This window comes from Nocardioides sp. (assembly GCF_036267815.1).
Taxonomy (GTDB): domain Bacteria; phylum Actinomycetota; class Actinomycetes; order Propionibacteriales; family Nocardioidaceae; genus Nocardioides.
Genome location: NZ_DATAVI010000035.1, coordinates 151849 through 168512 on the forward strand (window position 1 = coordinate 151849; position 16664 = coordinate 168512).

Consider the following 16664-nt stretch of genomic DNA (forward strand, 5'->3'; position numbering starts at 1 on the left):
CGAGCTCGGCGAATGACCGAGGTTGCTCCGGGGGTACGCCGAGGCATGCGCACCAGGACCATCGGCAACGACACCGTCGGACGGCTCGAGGTGGGCGCCGTCGGGCTGGGTCTGATGACCTTCGACCAGTCCGGCTCCCAACCCCGCGACCAGCTCGCCGCCACCGTCACGGCAGCCCTGGAGTCCGGGGTCACCTTCTTCGACACCGCCGACGCCTACGGGCCCGGCTCCGTGCTGGGAGCGGGCGCCCAGGGAGAGAACGAGCGGCTTATCGCCTCCCTGCTCGACGAGCTCGGCGTTCGCGATCGCGTGGTGCTGGCGACGAAGGGCGGCCACGTCCGCACCGACGGCGGGGAGTGGTCGACCGACAGCTCTCGCTCGCACCTGGTGCGCGCGGTCGACGACAGCCTGGCGCGACTCGGGGTCGAGCAGCTGACGCTGTGGCAGCACCATCGTCCGGACCCGGACGTCGCCGACGACGACGTCATCGAGACCCTGAGCGCGATCGCGGACTCCGGGAAGGTCGCGATGATCGGGCTGTCGAACGCCGACGAGCGGCAGATCAGATCCGCACACCAGGTCCTGGGCGACCGTCTCGTCAGTGTGCGGAACCAGTTCTCGCCACGCTTCCGCAGCAGCCGCCCCGAGATCGACGTCTGCGAGGAGCTCGGTCCGGCGTTCCTGCCCTGGAGCCCACTGGGCGGGTTGAGCAACGCCAAGCAGCTGGCCGAGGAGCACCCGGCGATCGCCGACGTCGCGGAGGCTCGCGGTGTCAGCCCGCACCAGGTCGCCCCGGGCGAGAAAACGCGAGCGAACGACAACGACACGCCGAGCACGCGCGTCGTTCTTCCGCGTTTTCTCCAAGCCGGAGCCGGGCCGGGGCCGGAGCCGGAGCCGGGACGGAGCCGAAGGCGTCAGGCAGGGAAGCCCGAGCCCTTCGCCGCCAGGTCCCGGAGGTAGGCCGTGGGCCGGAACCGCTCGCCGTAGCGGTCCGCGAGCTCGTCGGCACGGGCCAGGAACGCCTCGAGGCCGATCGGGCCGACGCCCTCGCCGTGCTCGTCGACGGCTTGGTAGCCGGTCATGAACTGCGCGGCGCCGCCGGAGTTGGCGGGGAAGCCGATGCCCATGATCGACCCGATGTTCGCGGCTGCCGCGGACTCGATGACCCCTTCCTCGAGGCATGCCGCCGTCTCCAGCGCCTCGATCACCATCATCCGGTCCTTCACGTCGGCGAAGGGAGGCTGTTCGTCGGCGACGGGGAAGGCCTCGGCCAGGCCCGACCACAGGTGGGTACGCCGGCCGTCGGCGTAGTCGTAGAACCCGGCGCCCTTCAGCCTCGACGGGCGTCCGAGCCCGATCATCGTGGCGACCACGGCCGTGCCGGGGTCCTCGTCGTACGGCGTGCCGTCGCGCTCGGAGGCGGCGCGGGCGGCGGCGGCGATCTTCGCGACCAGGTCCATGTTGAGCTCGTCGGTCAGCTGGAGCGGGCCGACGGGATAGCCCGCCTGCGTCGCCGCGCGCTCCAGCGACATCGGGGCCACGCCCTCGGCCAGCATCGCCAGGCCCTCGTTGACCATCGTGCCGATGACCCGCGAGGTGTAGAAGCCGCGGCTGTCGTTCACGACGATGGGCGTCTTGCGGATCTGGAGGACGACGTCGTAGGCCTTGGCCAGCGCGGCGTCGGAGGTCTGCTCGCCACGGATGATCTCGACCAGCGGCATCTTGTCGACGGGGCTGAAGAAGTGCAGGCCGATGAAGTCGCCCGGCCGGTCGACGCCGGTGGCGAGCTCGGTGATCGGCAGCGTCGAGGTGTTCGAGCACAACAGCGCGTCGGCGTCGATGTGGGGCAGCACCTCGGCGAAGACCTGGTGCTTGAGCGAGGGGTCCTCGAAGACCGCCTCGATCACCAGGTCGCAGCCGGCGAGGTCGGCGGCCTCGGCGGTCGGCGTGATCCGGGCCAGCATCTCCCGGCTCTTCTCCTCCGAGAGCCGGCCACGCTCGACGCTCTTGGCGTTGAGCCTCTCGCTGTAGCCCTTGCCCCGCTCGGCGGCCTCGGCCGAGACGTCCTTGAGGACGACGGCCATGCCGGCGCGGGCGCAGGTGTAGGCGATCCCGGCACCCATCATCCCGGCCCCGAGCACGGCGACCTTGGTGGCGGTGAACCTCTCGAAGCCAGCGGGCCGGAGCCGGCCGGCGTTGATGGCCTGGAGGTCGAAGAAGAAGGCCTGGGCCATGTTCTTGAAGTTCTGGCCGACGATCAGCCTGGTCAGGTATCGGCTCTCGATCCGGCTCGCGGTCTCGAAGTCGACGCCGGCGCCCTCGACGGCCGCGGACAGGATCGCCCGCTGGGCGGGGTAGACGGCACCCTTGGTCTGCTGGCGCAGGAGCGCCGGGAACGCCGGGAGGAACGCAGCCAGCTTGGGTGACTGCGGGGTGCCGCCCGGCATCCGGTAGCCCTCGCGCTCCCACGGGTTGGTGCTCGCGTCGGGGTCGTCGCGGTGCTCGAGGACCCAGCCCTTCGCGGCCGTGACCAGGTCGTCGGGCAGGACCACGTCGTCGACCAGCCCCTTGGCCTTCGCGTCGTGCGGCTTGAAGCGGGTGCCCTGGAGGAGCACGTCCATCAGGGCCGACTGGAGGCCGAGCATCCGGGTCACCCGGGTGACGCCGCCGCCTCCGGGCAGCAGCCCGAGGGTCGCCTCGGGCAGGCCGACGACCGCGGCGGGGTCGTCGGCGACGATCCGGCGGTTGCACGCCAGGGCGATCTCGAAGCCACCGCCGAGGGCGGCGCCGTTGATCGCGGCCACCACCGGGCGCGGCAGCCTCTCCAGCCGGCGCAGGTCGGCCTTCATGGCCTCGATCCCGGCGAACAGCGACGGGGCGTCGTCCGGCGTGGCCCGCATCATCAGGCCGATGTTCCCCCCGGCGAAGAACGTCTTCTTGGCGCTGGTGACCACCACGCCGGTGACCTCGTCCTGCTCGTCGTAGAGCCGGTCGACCGCCTCGTGCATGGAGCGCTGGTAGAGCTCGTTCATGGTGTTCGCGCTGGCCGTCGGGTCGTCCAGGGTCAGCACGACGATGCCGTCGGCGTCGCGCTCGTAGCGGACGGACGTCTGCTGGCCCTGCGGCTGGCCCTGGGTCTGGCTCTGGGTGTGGGTCATCGGGTCAGCTCCACGATCGTCGCGACTCCCATGCCGCCACCGATACACAGGGTGGCGAGCCCCCGGCGTAGGTCACGGCGGGCGAGCTCGTCGACCAGGGTGCCGAGCAGCATCGCGCCGGTGGCTCCCAGGGGATGCCCCATCGCGATCGCGCCGCCGTTGACGTTGGTGACCTCGTGGGTGATGCCCATGTCCCTCATGAACCGCATGGCGACCGCGGCGAAGGCCTCGTTCATCTCCCACAGGTCGATGTCGCCCACCTCGAGACCGGCCTTGGCCAGGGCCTTGCGGGCGGCCGGAGCCGGTCCCGTGAGCATGATGGTCGGGTCGGCGCCCGACACAGCGGTCATCACGATCCGCGCGCGCGGCGTCAGGCCGAGCTGCTCGCCGACCTGCTGCGAGCCGATCGCGACCAGGGCAGCGCCGTCGACGATGCCCGAGGAGTTGCCGGCGTGGTGGACGTGGTCGATGCGCTCGACCCAGTGGTACCTCTCCAGCGCGACGTCGTCGAAGCCGGCGTCCCGGCCGATCGAGGCGAAGCTCGGCTTGAGGCCGGCCAGGCCCTCCACCGACGTGTCCGGCCGGATCAGCTCGTCGTGCCCGAGCACGGTGAGGCCGTTGGGATCGGTGACCGGCACGACCGCCTCGGCGAAGTAGCCGTTGGCCCAGGCCTTCGCGGCCCGGTGGTGGGACTCGGCGGCGTAGGCGTCGACGTCGGCCCGGTCCCAGCCCTCGAGCGTGGCGATCAGGTCGGCGCCGATGCCCTGCGGCACGAAGCCCGTCGTCAGCGCGGTCGCGGGGTCGGCCGCCCACGCGCCGCCGTCGGAGCCCATCGGCACCCGGCTCATCGACTCGACCCCGCCGGCCAGGATCAGGTCCTCGAACCCGCTGCGGATGCGCGCGGCCGCCTGGTTGACCGCCTCCAGGCCGCTGGCGCAGAAGCGGTTGAGCTGGACGCCGGCGACGGTCTCGGGATAGCCGGCCGCCAGCGCGGCGGTCTTGGCGATGTCACCGCCCTGCTCCCCGATCGGCGTCACGACGCCGAGCACGACGTCGTCGACGCGGGAGGGGTCCAGCGAGGGGTTGCGCGTCTGCACCTCCTGGAGCAGGCCGACCATCAGGTCGACCGGCTTCACCTCGTGCAGCGAGCCGACCGCCTTCCCCTTCCCCCGAGGGGTGCGCAGGTGGTCGTAGACGAACGCTTCCTGGGGAGTCTGTGCGGAGGATGGAGCCATACCCACGATTGTGACACTCTTACTGTCATGGTCGTCAAGGAAGACCGCCCCGCTGTGGGGACGGTCACGCTGCTCACGCTGGAGGAGCTGACCGAGCGGGTCGCGATGAGCGTGCGCAACGTGCGCTTCTACACCACCAGGGGCCTCATCCCGCCGCCGATCCGGCGCGGGCGCAGCGGCTTCTACACCGCCGACCACGTCGCGCGGCTCGAGCTGGTCTGCGAGCTTCAGGGCCACGGGTTCACGCTGTCGGCCATCGAGCGCTACGTCGCGCGGATCCCGGCCGACGCCTCCGCCGAGGACATCGCCCTGCACCGCACGATGCTGGCGCCCTGGATGGCGGACTCCTGGGACGACGTGAGCCGCTCCGAGCTCGAGCGCCACGCGGGTCGAAGGCTTCGCCCCTCCGACATCGAGACCCTCGCGGCCCTCGGGGTCCTGCGGGCCGGCCGGCGCGGTCGCTACGAGGTCTCCCGCTCCCAGCTCGGCGTCGGGCTCGGGCTGCTCGACCTCGGCTACCCGATCGAGGCAGCCCGCGCCGCCGCCGAGGTGTACGCCGCCCACGGGCGCGCGATCGCCGAGGAGCTCTACGAGCTCTTCCGGACGATGGTGTGGCCGGTCTACAAGGAGCAGGGCGTCTCGCCCGAGACGATCCAGGAGGTCGTCGAGCGCCTCAAGCCACTCTCGATCGCCTCGCTGGTCGGAGCCTACGAGGCCGGGATGGACCAGACCCGCCGAGCCAACATCGCCAAGCGGGCGCGTTGACCTGCGCTGCCCGGGTACGTCGCTGTCCGTGACGGCCACCCGAGTCCTCGTCACCGGCGCCACCGGCTTCATCGGCAGCCGGCTGGTCCCGGCACTCCTCGACCAGGGCTACGACGTCAGCGCGATGACGCGGCGCCCCGATGCCTACGACGGGCCCGGGACCCCCGTCGGCGGCGACGTCCACGACCCCGCCTCCCTGACGTCGGTGCTCGAGGGTGTCGAGGTCGCCTACTACCTCGTGCACTCCTTGGACTCGGCCGACTTCGCCGAGCGGGACGGCCGCGCGGCCCGGGCCTTCGGCGAGCAGGCCGAGAAGGCGGGCGTGCGCCAGCTGGTCTATCTCGGTGGGCTGGGGGCCGAGGGCACCGACCTCTCGCCACATCTGCGATCCCGCCGCGAGGTCGAGGGACTGCTCGGGGCGGGCGGCGTGCCGGTGACGGTGCTGCGCGCAGGGATCGTCGTCGGTCGTGGCGGCATCTCGTGGGAGCTCACCCGGCAGCTGGTCAAGAACCTGCCGGCCATGATCGTGCCGCGCTGGGCGTCCACGCGCACCCAGCCCGTCGCCGTCGACGACGTGATCCGCTACCTGGTCGGCGTGGCCGGTCAGGAGCGCGCGCACGGCCGGGTCTTCGAGGTCGGCGGCCCCGAGCAGATGAGCTATCTGGAGATGCTGGAGGTCGCCTCCGAGGTCGCCACCGGCCGCCGGGTGCCGATCCTGCGGGTCCCGGTGCTGACGCCCCGGCTCTCGTCGTACTGGCTCTGGCTGGTCACCGACGTCGACGTCACGACCGGGCGCAACCTGGTCGACTCCATGGGCACCGAGGTGGTGGTCACCGACCGGTCGATCGAGGAGCTCGTCCCCGGCGAGCCGCTGCCCTACGCCGAGGCGGTCCGCCGAGCCCTCGAGGACACCCCCGGCGCGCGCTGACCGACCCGCCGACCCGGGTGGTGCCTGGGGAAGCGCTGATCCCGCCTGGTGCGCGCCACGGCGCCATTGATCAGCACTTCCTAGAAGAGCAGGGGCAGCGCCACCAGCATCAGCACCGACCAGGTGACGTGGGTGATCACCGGGGCCTGGATCCCCCCGGTGGCGCGGCGCTCGAGGCCGACCAGCGCGCCGAGCAGGACCGCGGCGAAGGCGAGCATCGCGTTGCCGGTGGCGAGCGTGGCCGCGACGTACGCCGCGGTGGTGGCGACGACCGGGCGCCGGGTGATGGCGGCGTACAACGCTCCGCGGAAGAAGAGCTCCTCGGCCACGCCGTTGACGGCGGTGATCACCACCAGCAGCGGCACGGAGCCGTGGTCGGCGTGGTCGAGGACGTGACCGACCTGGTGGTCGAGCCACGGCACCTGCCGGACGACGAGCGCGCCGGCGACGAAGACCAGCGCCAGGATGACGCCGTACGCCAGCGGCACCAGCACCGGACGCGGCCCCGGGTCGGCGCCCTGGACGGTCCGTCCGAGGTGCAGCGGACCGGACGCGAAGGCGCCCACCGTCCAGATCGCCGCGAGCGCGAGGGTGGCGGGATAGAACGCGTGGCTGCCCGGCTCGATCCGCAGCGACACCCCGAGCACGACCGCTCCGACCAGCACCACGAGGCCGCTGACGACCTGTCGTCGACACAGGCCGGCGGGCGACTGCCGGTGGTCGCGCGGCACCTGCTCCCACAGGGTGCGACGCACCAGACGTCGTACGCCGGCCAGCACGCCGGTCACCCTACGCGGGCGCGCTGGGGGAACGAGCGGGGGAACGAGCGGGGGACGAGCTCAGTCCTTGAAGGCGTCCTTGACGTTCCCGACCGCATCCTTGACGTGCTCACCGGCCTTCTTGACCTTCGCCTCGCCCTGGTCGGCCTTGCCCTCGTTCTGCATGTCGTCGTTCCCGGTGGCCGAGCCTGTGGCCTCCTTGACCTTGCCCTTGGCCTCGGTGCCCTCGTTCTGGAGCTTGTCGTCGAGTCCCATGATGACTCCCCTCGTGGTGGCGGCTGTCTGCCTACGCCGGGCTCGTACCCCGTCCGGCCGCGCGGATGCGCCGGTCAGTCGACCTGCGCGGCCGCCCCGGAGGCCAGCAGTCCCTCGACGTCGGCGACTCCCCAGGCAGTCAGCGCCGCCCTGGTGTGCTGACCCGGCCGCCGTGGGGGAGGCGTCGTCAGAGAGGCGACCGTGCGCGAGAAGCGCGGCGCGGGCGCCGGCTGGATCGTGCCCTCGTGGTCGACGAACGTCGAGCGCGCCACGAGGTGCGGATGGGTGAACGCCTCGCTCGTCGGCAGCACCGGCGCGACGCAGGCGTCGGTGCCGTCGAAGACCTCGACCCACTCGGCCTGGGTGCGCCCGCGGACGGCTTCGCCGATGACGCGACGCAGCTCGTCATGGCGTGCGGGATCGGTGCGCTCGGGTGCGTGGTCGGCGATGCCGAGCCCCGCCACCAGCGCGTCGTAGAACTGCGGCTCGAGCGCCCCGATCGCGAGGTGCCGCCCGTCCGCGGTCTCGTAGAGGTCGTAGTACGCCGCGCCGCCGTCGAGCAGGTTGGCCGCGCGCTCCTCGGTGACCAGGCCGCCGGCCAGCAGCCCGGTCGCCATCGCGTTGAGGTGGGCCGTGCCGTCGACGATCGCGGCGTCGACCACCTGCCCCAGACCGGAGACGCGCGACTCGAGGAGCGCGGCGAGGATGCCGATCACCAGGTAGGTGGAGCCACCGCCGAAGTCGCCGACGAGGTTGGTCGGGAAGTGTGGCCGGGCCTTGTCCTGGCCGAGGCCGTGGAGCGCGCCGGTGATCGCGATGTAGCCCAGGTCGTGGCCCGCCGTAGCGGAGAGCGGACCGTCCTGGCCCCATCCGGTCATCCGGCCGTAGACGAGGCGCGGGTTGCGCGCCAGGCAGTCGTCGGGGCCGAGGCCGAGTCGCTCCGTCGTGCCCGGGCGCAGGCCCTCGACGAGGACGTCGGCACGCTCGACGAGGTCGAGCACGGTGGCCACGGCGTCGGGATGCTTCAGGTCGAGGGCGACACTGGGCCGGCCGCGGTTGAGCAGGTCGTGTCCGCCGCCGGTCAGGGCCTGACCGCCGGGCCGGTCGACCCGGATCACGTCGGCGCCCAGGTCCGCCAGGATCATGCACGCATGCGGACCGGGCCCGATCCCGGCCAGCTCCACGACCTTGACGCCGCGCAGTGGCCCGGTGCCCTCGCCGAGCGGGACTGGCTGGACGGTCATCCCTCGATCATCCCAGCCGGAGTCCCAGGCCCCGGGACGGCGTAGCAGGGCGAGCGCGGGCCGGACTATCCCAGGACGCGGGCGAGGAACTGGCGGGTCCGGACCTCGCGGGGGGAGCTGAAGATCTCCGAGGGCGGGCCCTGCTCCAGGATCCGGCCCTGGTCGAGGAAGCAGACCCTGGTGGCGATGTCGCGGGCGAAGGCCATCTCGTGGGTGGCCAGGATCATCGTGGTCCCCTGCTCGGCCAGCTCGCGGACGATCGTGAGGACCTCGCCGACCAGCTCCGGGTCGAGCGCGGCCGTGATCTCGTCGAGCATCAGCAGGACGGGCTGGGTGCACAGCGCACGCACCAGCGCGGCCCGTTGCTGCTGACCTCCCGACATCCGGTCGGGATGCTTCTCCACCTGGTCGGCCAGGCCGAACCTCGCCAGCAGGTCGCGCGCCCGCTGCTCGGCCTCGGCCCTGGGTACGCCGTGCACGCGGCGCGGTGCGAGCGTGCAGTTGCCGAGCACCGACATGTGCGGGAACAGGTTGTAGGCCTGGAACACCATCCCCATCCGGGCGCGTACGGCGCGACGGTCGACCCGAGGGTCGGAGATCTCGCGGCCCTCGAAGGCGATGACGCCGTCGTCGACGTCCTCCAGGAGGTTCAGGCAGCGCAGCAGGGTCGACTTCCCCGAGCCCGAGGAGCCGATCAGGCAGATCACGTCGTGCTGGTCGACCCGCAGGTCGATGTCGTGGAGGACGACCTTGTCGCCGTAGCACTTGCGCAGGCCGGTGACCTCGAGCAGCGCCCCCGCGGACGGCTGGACCACCGGCGCAGCGGCCGCCCCGGTCACTTCACGACTCCCGCGAACTCGCGCCGCAGCATCCGGTTGCCGAGCCAGTCGGTGAACCGGGTCAGCGGGATCGTCAGGCAGATGAAGAGCACGGCGGCCACGACCAGCGGCGTGTAGTTGAAGTGGTAGTTCTGGTAGTCCTGGGCCGAGAACATCGCCTCGAAGACGAAGATCACCGAGAGCAGCGCGGAGTCCTTCTGCAACGAGATGAAGTCGTTGAGCAGGGGTGGGGCGACCCGGCGCGTGGCCTGCGGCAGGATCACGTGGACCATCGACTGCCAGCGGCTGAGCCCGAGCGTGTCGGCGCTGGCCAGCTGGGAGGGATGGATCGAGACGATGCCGGCGCGGAACACCTCCGACACGTAGGCGCCGTACGACGCGACCAGGGCGCCGGTGCCGAGCCAGAGGGTGTTGGTCGTGAGGCCGCGCAGCTCCAGCGCCGGCACCCCCAGCCCGGCCAGGTAGACCAGCAGGATCGTGGGGATCCCACGGAAGACGTCGGCGTAGACCACCGCGAGCACGCGGAAGGGGAGCAGCACCGCCGCCGTGGTCGAGCGCAGCACGGCGACCCCGGCGCCGACGACCAGGATGCAGGGCTCGGCGACGAGGAAGATCACGACGTTCTTGCCGAAGCCCTTGATCACGTGCGGGAACGAGCCCTTGACGACGCCCCAGTTGAAGAACAGCTGGTGCACCCGCGGCCAGCCCGGTGCCGAGGTGACGCCGACGACCAGCAGCCCGAGGACCACGACGAGAGCACCGGTGGCGACCAGGATGTCGCGGCGCGCCCGGGCACGGCGTACCGCTCGCCGCTCGAGCTCGCGGACGCTGGGCTCCCAGGTCTCGCCGACCGGGCCGCTGGCGGCGCTCACTTCAGGACGGGCACGTTGACCGTGTTGCTCAGCCACTTCTTCTCGAGCGCCGCCAGGGTGCCGTCGCCCTTGAGGTTCGCCAGTGCCTCGTTGACGCAGCTGACCAGCGAGCTGTCCTTCTTGAACAGCATCCCGAACTGCTCGGGGGTGCCGGTCGTCTGCTGGAACTGCCCGACGATCACCGAGCCCTGGATCTGCGCCGCGGCGATGTAGAAGGCGGTCGGCAGGTCCGCGGCGATCGCGTCGACCTGGTGGTTGAGCAGTGCCTGCTTGGCGTCGTTGGTGTTCTGGAAGACCACCGGGTCGCTGTCGGGCTTGACGTCGTCGCGCAGCGCGGTCAGCGACGTGGTGCCGGTCTGGGCACCCAGCTTGAACTTCTTCAGGTCCGCCAGGGAGGTCGCCTTCGAGACCGGCGACCCCTTGAGCGCGACCAAGGCCTGGGCCGCGGTGTAGTACCCGTCGGAGAACGAGACCGCCTGCTCGCGCGCCTTGGTGATCGAGATCTGGTTGATGTCGAAGTCGAAGTGCTTCGGACCCGGCGCGTACGACGCGTTGAACGGCACCTTGGTCCAGGTGACCGCCGAGGTGGCGAAGCCGAGCTGCTTGGCCACCGCGTAGGCCACGGCCGACTCGTAGCCCTGGCCGTTGGTCGGGTCGTTGTGCCGGAACCACGGGTCGTAGGCCGGCGAGTCGGTGCCCACGGTCAGGACCCCGGGCTTGAGGGTCTTGCCCTGGGCGCACTCGGCCGGGGTCTGGTTGGCGGGGGTGCTGGAGGTGTCGGTGGCCGTCGAGCTTGCCTGCGGCGCGCACCCGAGCGCGAGGAGCATGAGCGGAAGGAGAACGGCAGCCGTTCGAGGCGTGCGCATGCCGGGAATGCTAACCATCCCGGTCGGCTACGCCGCGGGACGCCCACTCACCGGTGGTGGGCGTGCCCCTCGTGGAGCTGGTGCACGACCGCATGGCCCTTGCCGCGCTCCATCAGCCACTGGTTGACCGGGACGGCCGCGACGAAGGCGACCGAGAGCGAGACCACCAGCGACCACCAGAACAGCGCGTCGCCCAGGCCGGCCGAGATCGCGCCCGGCACGAGCAGGATGAACACGTTGTCGACCAGCTCCATGGTCAGGATCGAGATCGTGTCGCTGGCCAGCGCGGCGCGCACGGCCGTGCGGCAGTCGGCGCCGGCACGTCGTAGGCCGGTGTAGGTCAGCGTGTAGCCGAAGGCGAAGGCCAGCACGATCGACAGTGCGATGTTGGCGGCGTTGCCCCACCCCCACCACGTGCTCAGGACCATCCCGGCGATCTCGCCGAGGGCGCACCCGGTCAGGCAGTGCCGGGTCGCCGTGATGGCCATCCGCCAGCTGTCGGTCATCGCATCTTTATACCCATGGGGGGTATCTGGACGCAAGCCCCGGCCGCCGGCCGCGACGGGCTCTCTAGACTCCGGGCCATGCGGATCTCCGTGATCGGATGTGGCTATCTGGGAGCCACCCATGCCGCGGCGATGGCGGATCTGGGTCACGAGGTGCTGGGCATGGAGACCGACCCCGGACGGCGCGCGACACTCGCCCGGGGCGAGGTGCCGATGTACGAGCCGGGTCTCGCGGCGATGCTCTCGGCGGCGGTCGGCACCGGCCGGCTCCGCTTCACCGACTCCTACGCCGACGTCGCGGCGTTCGCCGACCTTCACTTCCTCTGCGTCGGCACACCGCAGTCGCCCGAGAGCCTGGCTGCCGACGTGAGTCAGGTGGTGACGGCGGTCGAAGGGCTGGCCCCCCACCTGGACCGGCCCGCCCTGGTCGTCGGCAAGTCGACGGTGCCGGTCGGTACGGCGCAGCGGTTGTCGCTCACGCTCGCGGAGCTGGCCCCTGCCGGAGCGGAGGCGATGCTCGCCTGGAACCCGGAGTTCCTCCGCGAGGGCTTCGCACTCCAGGACACGCTGCACCCCGACCGGATCGTCCTCGGCGTCGCCGACGGCCGGGCCGAGAAGGTCCTGCGCGACTTCTACGCGCCGATGATCGACGACGGGTCACCGGTCGTCGTCACCGACCTCGCGACCGCCGAGCTGGTCAAGGTCGCAGCGAATGCGTTCCTGGCCACCAAGATCTCCTTCGTCAACGCGATGGCCGAGGTGTGCGAGGCGACCGGCGCCGACGTCGTCGACCTGGCCGACGCGATCGGGCACGACGACCGGATCGGGCGCCGCTTCCTCAATGCCGGGATCGGCTTCGGGGGCGGGTGCCTGCCCAAGGACATCCGGGCGTTCGTCCACCGGGCCGGCGAGCTCGGCGTCGAGGACGCGATGAGCTTCCTGCGTCACGTCGACGACATCAACCAGCGCCAGCGCGAGCGCGTGGTGAAGGTCGCGACGGCGATGGTCGGCGGCCGGCTCGACGGGGCACAGGTCGGCGTCTGGGGCGCGGCGTTCAAGCCGGACAGCGACGACGTCCGCGACTCCCCGGCCCTGTGGGTGGCCGGTCAGCTGCACCTGGGCGGGGCCGGGGTCCGCATCTACGACCCCCGCGCCAACGCGTCCGCGGCCCGGGTCTTCCCGCCCCTGGAGTACGCCGAGTCCGCGGTCGAGGCCGCCCGGGGCGCCCACCTCGTGCTGCACCTGACCGAGTGGCCCGAGTTCCGCGAGATCACCCCCGGTGACCTCGACGACGTCGTGAGCCGGCGCCGGCTCTTCGACGGCCGCAACGTCCTCGACCTCGACGCCTGGCGCTCGGCCGGCTGGACCGCCCGCGCCGTCGGCCGCCCAGAGCGCTGACCAGAGCGCCGACCAGAGCGCCGACCCGGCAGGACGTCACCCACCACGGCATCCCAGGTCGGGGTAGTCCCTGACAGAACGGTCGCCATCCCGCCCAAACGACGACATTTCTGTCAGGGACTACCCCGACCTGGGATGCGGTGTCGGCGTCAGTTGTCGGGGGGCTGGGCCTTGATGGTCTCGGCGTACCAGTCGAAGGAGCGCTTGGGGATCCGAGCCTGCGTGTCGTAGTCGACGTAGACGAGTCCGAAGCGCTGGCGGTAGCCCTCGGCCCACTCGAAGTTGTCCAGCAGCGACCACGTGTAGTACCCGCGCACGTCCACCCCGGCACGGACGGCGACGGCGACGGCGCGCAGGTGGGCGTCGAGGTACTCGATGCGCTGCTGGTCGTCGACAACGCCGTCGGCGTCGGGGGTCGAGGCGTAGGAGCAGCCCGACTCGGTGATGATGATCGGCGGCAACGCCGCGCGGTAGCGGGCACGCAGGGTGATCAGCCACTCGCGGAGGGCGTCGGGCACGATCGGCCAGCCGAAGTCGGTGGTCGGGTAGCCGACGATCTCCAGCGGCTCCCAGGGCATCGGCGCGTCCTCGTCGGCCGCCGCGATCCGCATCGGGTTGTAGTAGTTGACGCCGTAGAAGTCGAGCGGCTGCCGGATCGTCGCCATGTCCCCGCGGCGGACGACGGGTGCGACCAGCGGGGCGAGGTCCTGCGGGTAGCGGCCGAAGAGCATCGGCTCGGAGAACATGCCGTTCCACAGCGCGTCGAACAGCTTGGAGGCGCCGACGTCGGCCTCGTCGTCGCTGGCGGGCCACATCGGCGCATGGTTGTTCGCGCAGCCGACGCTGGCGGCGCCGGCCGCCCGCAGCGCGATCGCGGCGCGGCCGTGGGCGAGCAGCAGGTGGTGGGCGACCGGTAGCGCGTCGAACATCAGGTTCTTGCCGGGCGCGTGCACGCCGTTGCCATAGCCGAGCATCGTCACGACGTTGGGCTCGTTGACCGGGATCCAGTGCTCGACGCGGTCGGACAGGCGCTCGCCGACCAGCGCGGCGTACTCCGCGAAGTGCTCGACGGTGTCGCGGGCCAGCCAGCCGCCGGCGTCCTCGAGCTCCTGGGGCAGGTCCCAGTGGTAGAGCGTGGCCATCGGCTGGATGTCGCGGGCCAGGAGCCCGTCGACGAGCCGCTCGTAGAAGTCGAGCCCGGCGGAGTTCGGCACGCCGCTGCCGGTGGGCAGGACGCGCGGCCAGGAGATGGAGAAGCGGTAGCCGCCCAGACCGAGCCGGGCCATCAGGTCGAGGTCCTCGTCGAGACGGTGGTAGTGGTCGCACGCGACGTCGCCGGTCGAACCGTCGGCGATCCGGCCCGGCTGATGGCTGAACGTGTCCCAGATGCTGGGGCCCTTGCCGTCGGTCGCGGCCGCTCCCTCGATCTGGTATGACGCGGTGCTGGCACCGAACCGGAAGCCCGGTGGAAGCAGGGGGAGGGGCACGGGGATCATTGTGTCGGTGACCGTAGTCGTTCGACGAGGAATGGACCGGTTCGTCACCCGGGAGCCGGGTCGGCAGACCCGGCACTCGTTCTCGTTCGGATCCTTCTACGACGCCGGCCGGGTCTCGTTCGGGCCGCTGTTCGCCCTCAACGACGACCTCCTCGCCTCGCGTTCGGGCTACGACGAGCACGAGCACGCGGACGTCGTGCTGGTCACCTGGGTGGTCTCGGGGACGCTCGTGCACAGCGACACCGCGAGCGACACCGCGAGCGACACCGCGAGCGGCCCGGGTCAGCCGGCCGGAGAGCTCGCCGTCACCCGGACCGGCTCCGGCATCAGGCACACCGAGCGGGCCGGTGCTGCCCCGGTCCGCTTCGTCCAGGCGTGGCTGCGGCCCGGGCGGCCCGGCGGCGAGCCGAGCCGGCGCACGACGACGCCGGACCTGGACTCGGGAGACCTCGTGCTCGTCGCGGGCGAGGACGACCTCGGCGTTCCCGGAGCGGGCCTGCGGATCGTCACCCTCGCCGAGGGAGCGTCCGTGACGGTGCCCGCGGCGCCGCTGCGCTACCTCTTCGTCGTCACCGGTGCCCTGCGACGCTCGAGCCTGGCCGAGCCGCTGGCTGCCGGCGACGCCTTCGAGGTCACCGGCGACCACCGGCTCGAGGTCACGGCCGCGGTCCCGACGCAGCTCCTGGCGTGGGCGTTCGACGAGCCGCCCGTCAGGCGATGAGCACGCCCGGGTTGAGCACGCCCTGGGGGTCCAGGGCCGCCTTCACCGCCCGCAGGACCTCGACCCCGACCGCGCCGACCTCGTCCTCGAGCCACGGCAGGTGGTCGGCTCCGACGCCGTGGTGGTGGGTGATGGTCGCGCCGCTGTCGACGATCGCATCCAGCGCCGCCGACCTGGCGTCGGCCCAGGTGCCCAGGGGGTCGGGTCCGTCGGCCGCAGCGACGGTGAAGTAGAGCGAGGCCCCGGTCTCGTAGACGTGGGAGACGTGACACAGCACCAGTGCCGGCCCGTCCAGCGCCTCCAGCAGGGCCGCGCTCACCGCGTCGTACGTGCGACGCAGGCCGGACCAGTACGCCGCCGTCTCGATCGTCTCGACCAGCACCCCGACGTCGAGCAGCGAGTCGCGGAGGTACGGCGCGTCGAAGCGTCCGGCGAGCCAGCGGCGACCGGGCTCCTCCCCGACGGGCTCGCCCCCGAGGTCGGCGAGCACCGCGGTCACGGCCGCACGTCGCGTCGCCACGGACTCCACGGTGCCCTCGAAGCCGACGACCATCAGGCTGCCTCCACCGGACTCACCGGCCTCACCCGACTCGCCTGCCACCCCGCCTCCGATGGCGTCGGGATCAGCCAGGTTGAGCGCGGTCTCGCTCTCGTCCGACAGCCGGAGCACGGTCGGGAGGAGCTGCGCCTGGGCCAGTCGGCGCATCGCGTCGGCCCCCGCGTCGAACGTCGCCCAGCGCCACCCCTCGTAGACCCCGGTCTCGGGCGCGGGACGCACCCGCACGGTCACCGCCGTGATGACGCCGAACGCGCCCTCGGACCCCAAGAACAGCTGCCGAAGGTCCGGGCCCGCGGCGCTCGCGGGGGCACGCCCGAGCTCGACCGGGCCGGCGGGGGTGGCCACGACGAGTCCGGTGACCATCGCGTCGAAGCGGCCGTACCCGGCGGAGGACTGGCCGCTGGAACGGGTCGCCGCGAAGCCGCCGACGGTGGCGTACTCGAACGACTGCGGGTAGTGCCCGAGGGTGAGCCCGTGCTCGGCCAGCAGCGCCTCCGCGTCCGGGCCGCGCAGGCCGGGCTCGAGGGTCGCGGTCATCGAGACCGGGTCGACGGCGAGCAGGCGGGTCATCCGGCCGAGGTCGAGACTGATGCCTCCGGCGTAGCCCTCGTGGCGCACGGCGAGGCCGCCGACCACCGACGTCCCTCCGCCGAAGGGGACGACGGCGACCCGGTGGCTGCTGGCGATCTCGAGCACGGCCTGGACCTCGTCGTGGCTCTGGGGTCTGACCACCGCCCCCGGCGGCTGGCTCACGTCTCCGGAGCGGGCCCTCAGCAGGTCGGGCGTGGACTTCCCGCCGGCCCGCAGTCGTCGCGACCGCTCGTCGGTCAGGACGTGGTCCGGGCCCACGACCGACGCGAGCTCGGCCAGCATCTCCGCGGTCAGGACCGAGGGCGGCAGGGACACCGCGGCGTCGTCGGCGACCATCCGGTCGGCGACCGGGAACACCAGCGCGACGAGGTCGCGAGCCGTCTGGGGCAGGGCGGAGGCGCGGGCCGGGTCGCCCCAGCGGGTCGGGTGCATCTCGGTGCTCATATGTTACA

At 72.0% G+C, this 16664-nt stretch carries 16 protein-coding genes; 5 read left to right on the forward strand and 11 right to left on the reverse strand.

Annotated features, from left to right (window positions below; all coding sequences use genetic code 11):
- The first annotated feature begins 45 nt into the window (after window positions 1-45).
- Window positions 46-960 carry an aldo/keto reductase gene (locus tag VHW64_RS06060; RefSeq protein WP_329649617.1) on the forward strand — a complete coding sequence of 305 codons (915 nt, stop codon included), beginning with the start codon at window positions 46-48 and terminating at the stop codon, window positions 958-960.
- On the opposite strand, the gene VHW64_RS06065 is transcribed toward VHW64_RS06060, so the two are convergent.
- Together VHW64_RS06065 and VHW64_RS06070 are read right to left on the reverse strand one after the other, a co-directional pair.
- On the reverse strand, window positions 915-3158 hold the full coding sequence (locus VHW64_RS06065) for a 3-hydroxyacyl-CoA dehydrogenase NAD-binding domain-containing protein (protein WP_329649618.1): 2244 nt from the start codon (window positions 3156-3158) through the stop codon (window positions 915-917). The two genes, VHW64_RS06060 and VHW64_RS06065, sit on opposite strands and share 46 nt — an antisense overlap.
- Entirely contained in the window at window positions 3155-4393 is a 1239-nt protein-coding gene (locus VHW64_RS06070) for an acetyl-CoA C-acetyltransferase (protein ID WP_329649619.1), read from the reverse strand. Before VHW64_RS06070 ends, VHW64_RS06065 begins: the two co-directional genes overlap by 4 nt.
- Before the next feature lie 27 nt (window positions 4394-4420).
- Between VHW64_RS06070 and VHW64_RS06075 the strand changes: the two genes are divergently transcribed.
- Entirely contained in the window at window positions 4421-5158 is a 738-nt protein-coding gene (locus VHW64_RS06075; protein WP_329649620.1) for a helix-turn-helix domain-containing protein, read from the forward strand.
- A gap of 28 nt (window positions 5159-5186) precedes the next feature.
- The gene (locus VHW64_RS06080) at window positions 5187-6086 is read left to right on the forward strand and encodes an NAD(P)H-binding protein (protein ID WP_329649621.1); all 900 of its coding nucleotides are present in this window, start codon (window positions 5187-5189) and stop codon (window positions 6084-6086) included.
- 80 nt (window positions 6087-6166) lie between these two features.
- On the opposite strand, the gene VHW64_RS06085 is transcribed toward VHW64_RS06080, so the two are convergent.
- The 7 genes from VHW64_RS06085 to VHW64_RS06115 all read right to left on the reverse strand — a co-directional run bounded on the left by VHW64_RS06085 (window position 6167) and on the right by VHW64_RS06115 (window position 11447).
- Entirely contained in the window at window positions 6167-6865 is a 699-nt protein-coding gene (locus tag VHW64_RS06085; protein ID WP_329649622.1) for a CPBP family intramembrane glutamic endopeptidase, read from the reverse strand.
- A 60-nt stretch (window positions 6866-6925) separates the two neighbouring features.
- The gene (locus tag VHW64_RS06090) at window positions 6926-7120 is read right to left on the reverse strand and encodes a CsbD family protein (RefSeq protein WP_329649623.1); all 195 of its coding nucleotides are present in this window, start codon (window positions 7118-7120) and stop codon (window positions 6926-6928) included.
- A gap of 74 nt (window positions 7121-7194) precedes the next feature.
- Window positions 7195-8364, reverse strand: coding sequence for a CaiB/BaiF CoA-transferase family protein (locus tag VHW64_RS06095; protein WP_329649624.1), 1170 nt, complete (start codon window positions 8362-8364; stop codon window positions 7195-7197).
- 65 nt (window positions 8365-8429) lie between these two features.
- Complete coding sequence (locus VHW64_RS06100; RefSeq protein WP_329649625.1) at window positions 8430-9203, reverse strand: amino acid ABC transporter ATP-binding protein; 774 nt, start codon at window positions 9201-9203, stop codon at window positions 8430-8432.
- The gene (locus VHW64_RS06105) at window positions 9200-10075 is read right to left on the reverse strand and encodes an amino acid ABC transporter permease (protein WP_329649626.1); all 876 of its coding nucleotides are present in this window, start codon (window positions 10073-10075) and stop codon (window positions 9200-9202) included. The genes VHW64_RS06100 and VHW64_RS06105 overlap by 4 nt, the downstream gene beginning before the upstream one ends.
- Window positions 10072-10941 (reverse strand): ABC transporter substrate-binding protein, encoded by an 870-nt coding sequence (locus VHW64_RS06110; RefSeq protein ID WP_329649627.1) that lies wholly within the window; start codon window positions 10939-10941, stop codon window positions 10072-10074. Before VHW64_RS06110 ends, VHW64_RS06105 begins: the two co-directional genes overlap by 4 nt.
- Window positions 10942-10988: 47 nt before the next feature.
- Window positions 10989-11447 (reverse strand): DUF4396 domain-containing protein, encoded by a 459-nt coding sequence (locus VHW64_RS06115; protein WP_329649628.1) that lies wholly within the window; start codon window positions 11445-11447, stop codon window positions 10989-10991.
- Between the two features lie 78 nt (window positions 11448-11525).
- Here VHW64_RS06115 and VHW64_RS06120 point away from each other — a divergent pair, with 78 nt between their 5' ends.
- A complete protein-coding gene (locus tag VHW64_RS06120; RefSeq protein ID WP_329649629.1) occupies window positions 11526-12845 on the forward strand; it encodes a UDP-glucose/GDP-mannose dehydrogenase family protein in 1320 nt (439 codons plus the stop codon).
- Window positions 12846-12994: 149 nt separating this feature from the next.
- Here VHW64_RS06120 and VHW64_RS06125 read toward each other — a convergent pair whose 3' ends face one another.
- Window positions 12995-14341, reverse strand: a complete 1347-nt coding sequence (locus VHW64_RS06125; RefSeq protein WP_414690460.1) for a GH1 family beta-glucosidase — start codon at window positions 14339-14341, stop codon at window positions 12995-12997.
- Between the two features lie 7 nt (window positions 14342-14348).
- Between VHW64_RS06125 and VHW64_RS06130 the strand changes: the two genes are divergently transcribed.
- Entirely contained in the window at window positions 14349-15062 is a 714-nt protein-coding gene (locus VHW64_RS06130; RefSeq protein ID WP_329649631.1) for a pirin family protein, read from the forward strand.
- Here the strand turns inward: VHW64_RS06130 and VHW64_RS06135 are convergent.
- Window positions 15052-16656, reverse strand: coding sequence for an FAD-binding oxidoreductase (locus VHW64_RS06135; RefSeq protein WP_329649632.1), 1605 nt, complete (start codon window positions 16654-16656; stop codon window positions 15052-15054). The genes VHW64_RS06130 and VHW64_RS06135 overlap by 11 nt on opposite strands.
- Window positions 16657-16664: the final 8 nt, after the last annotated feature.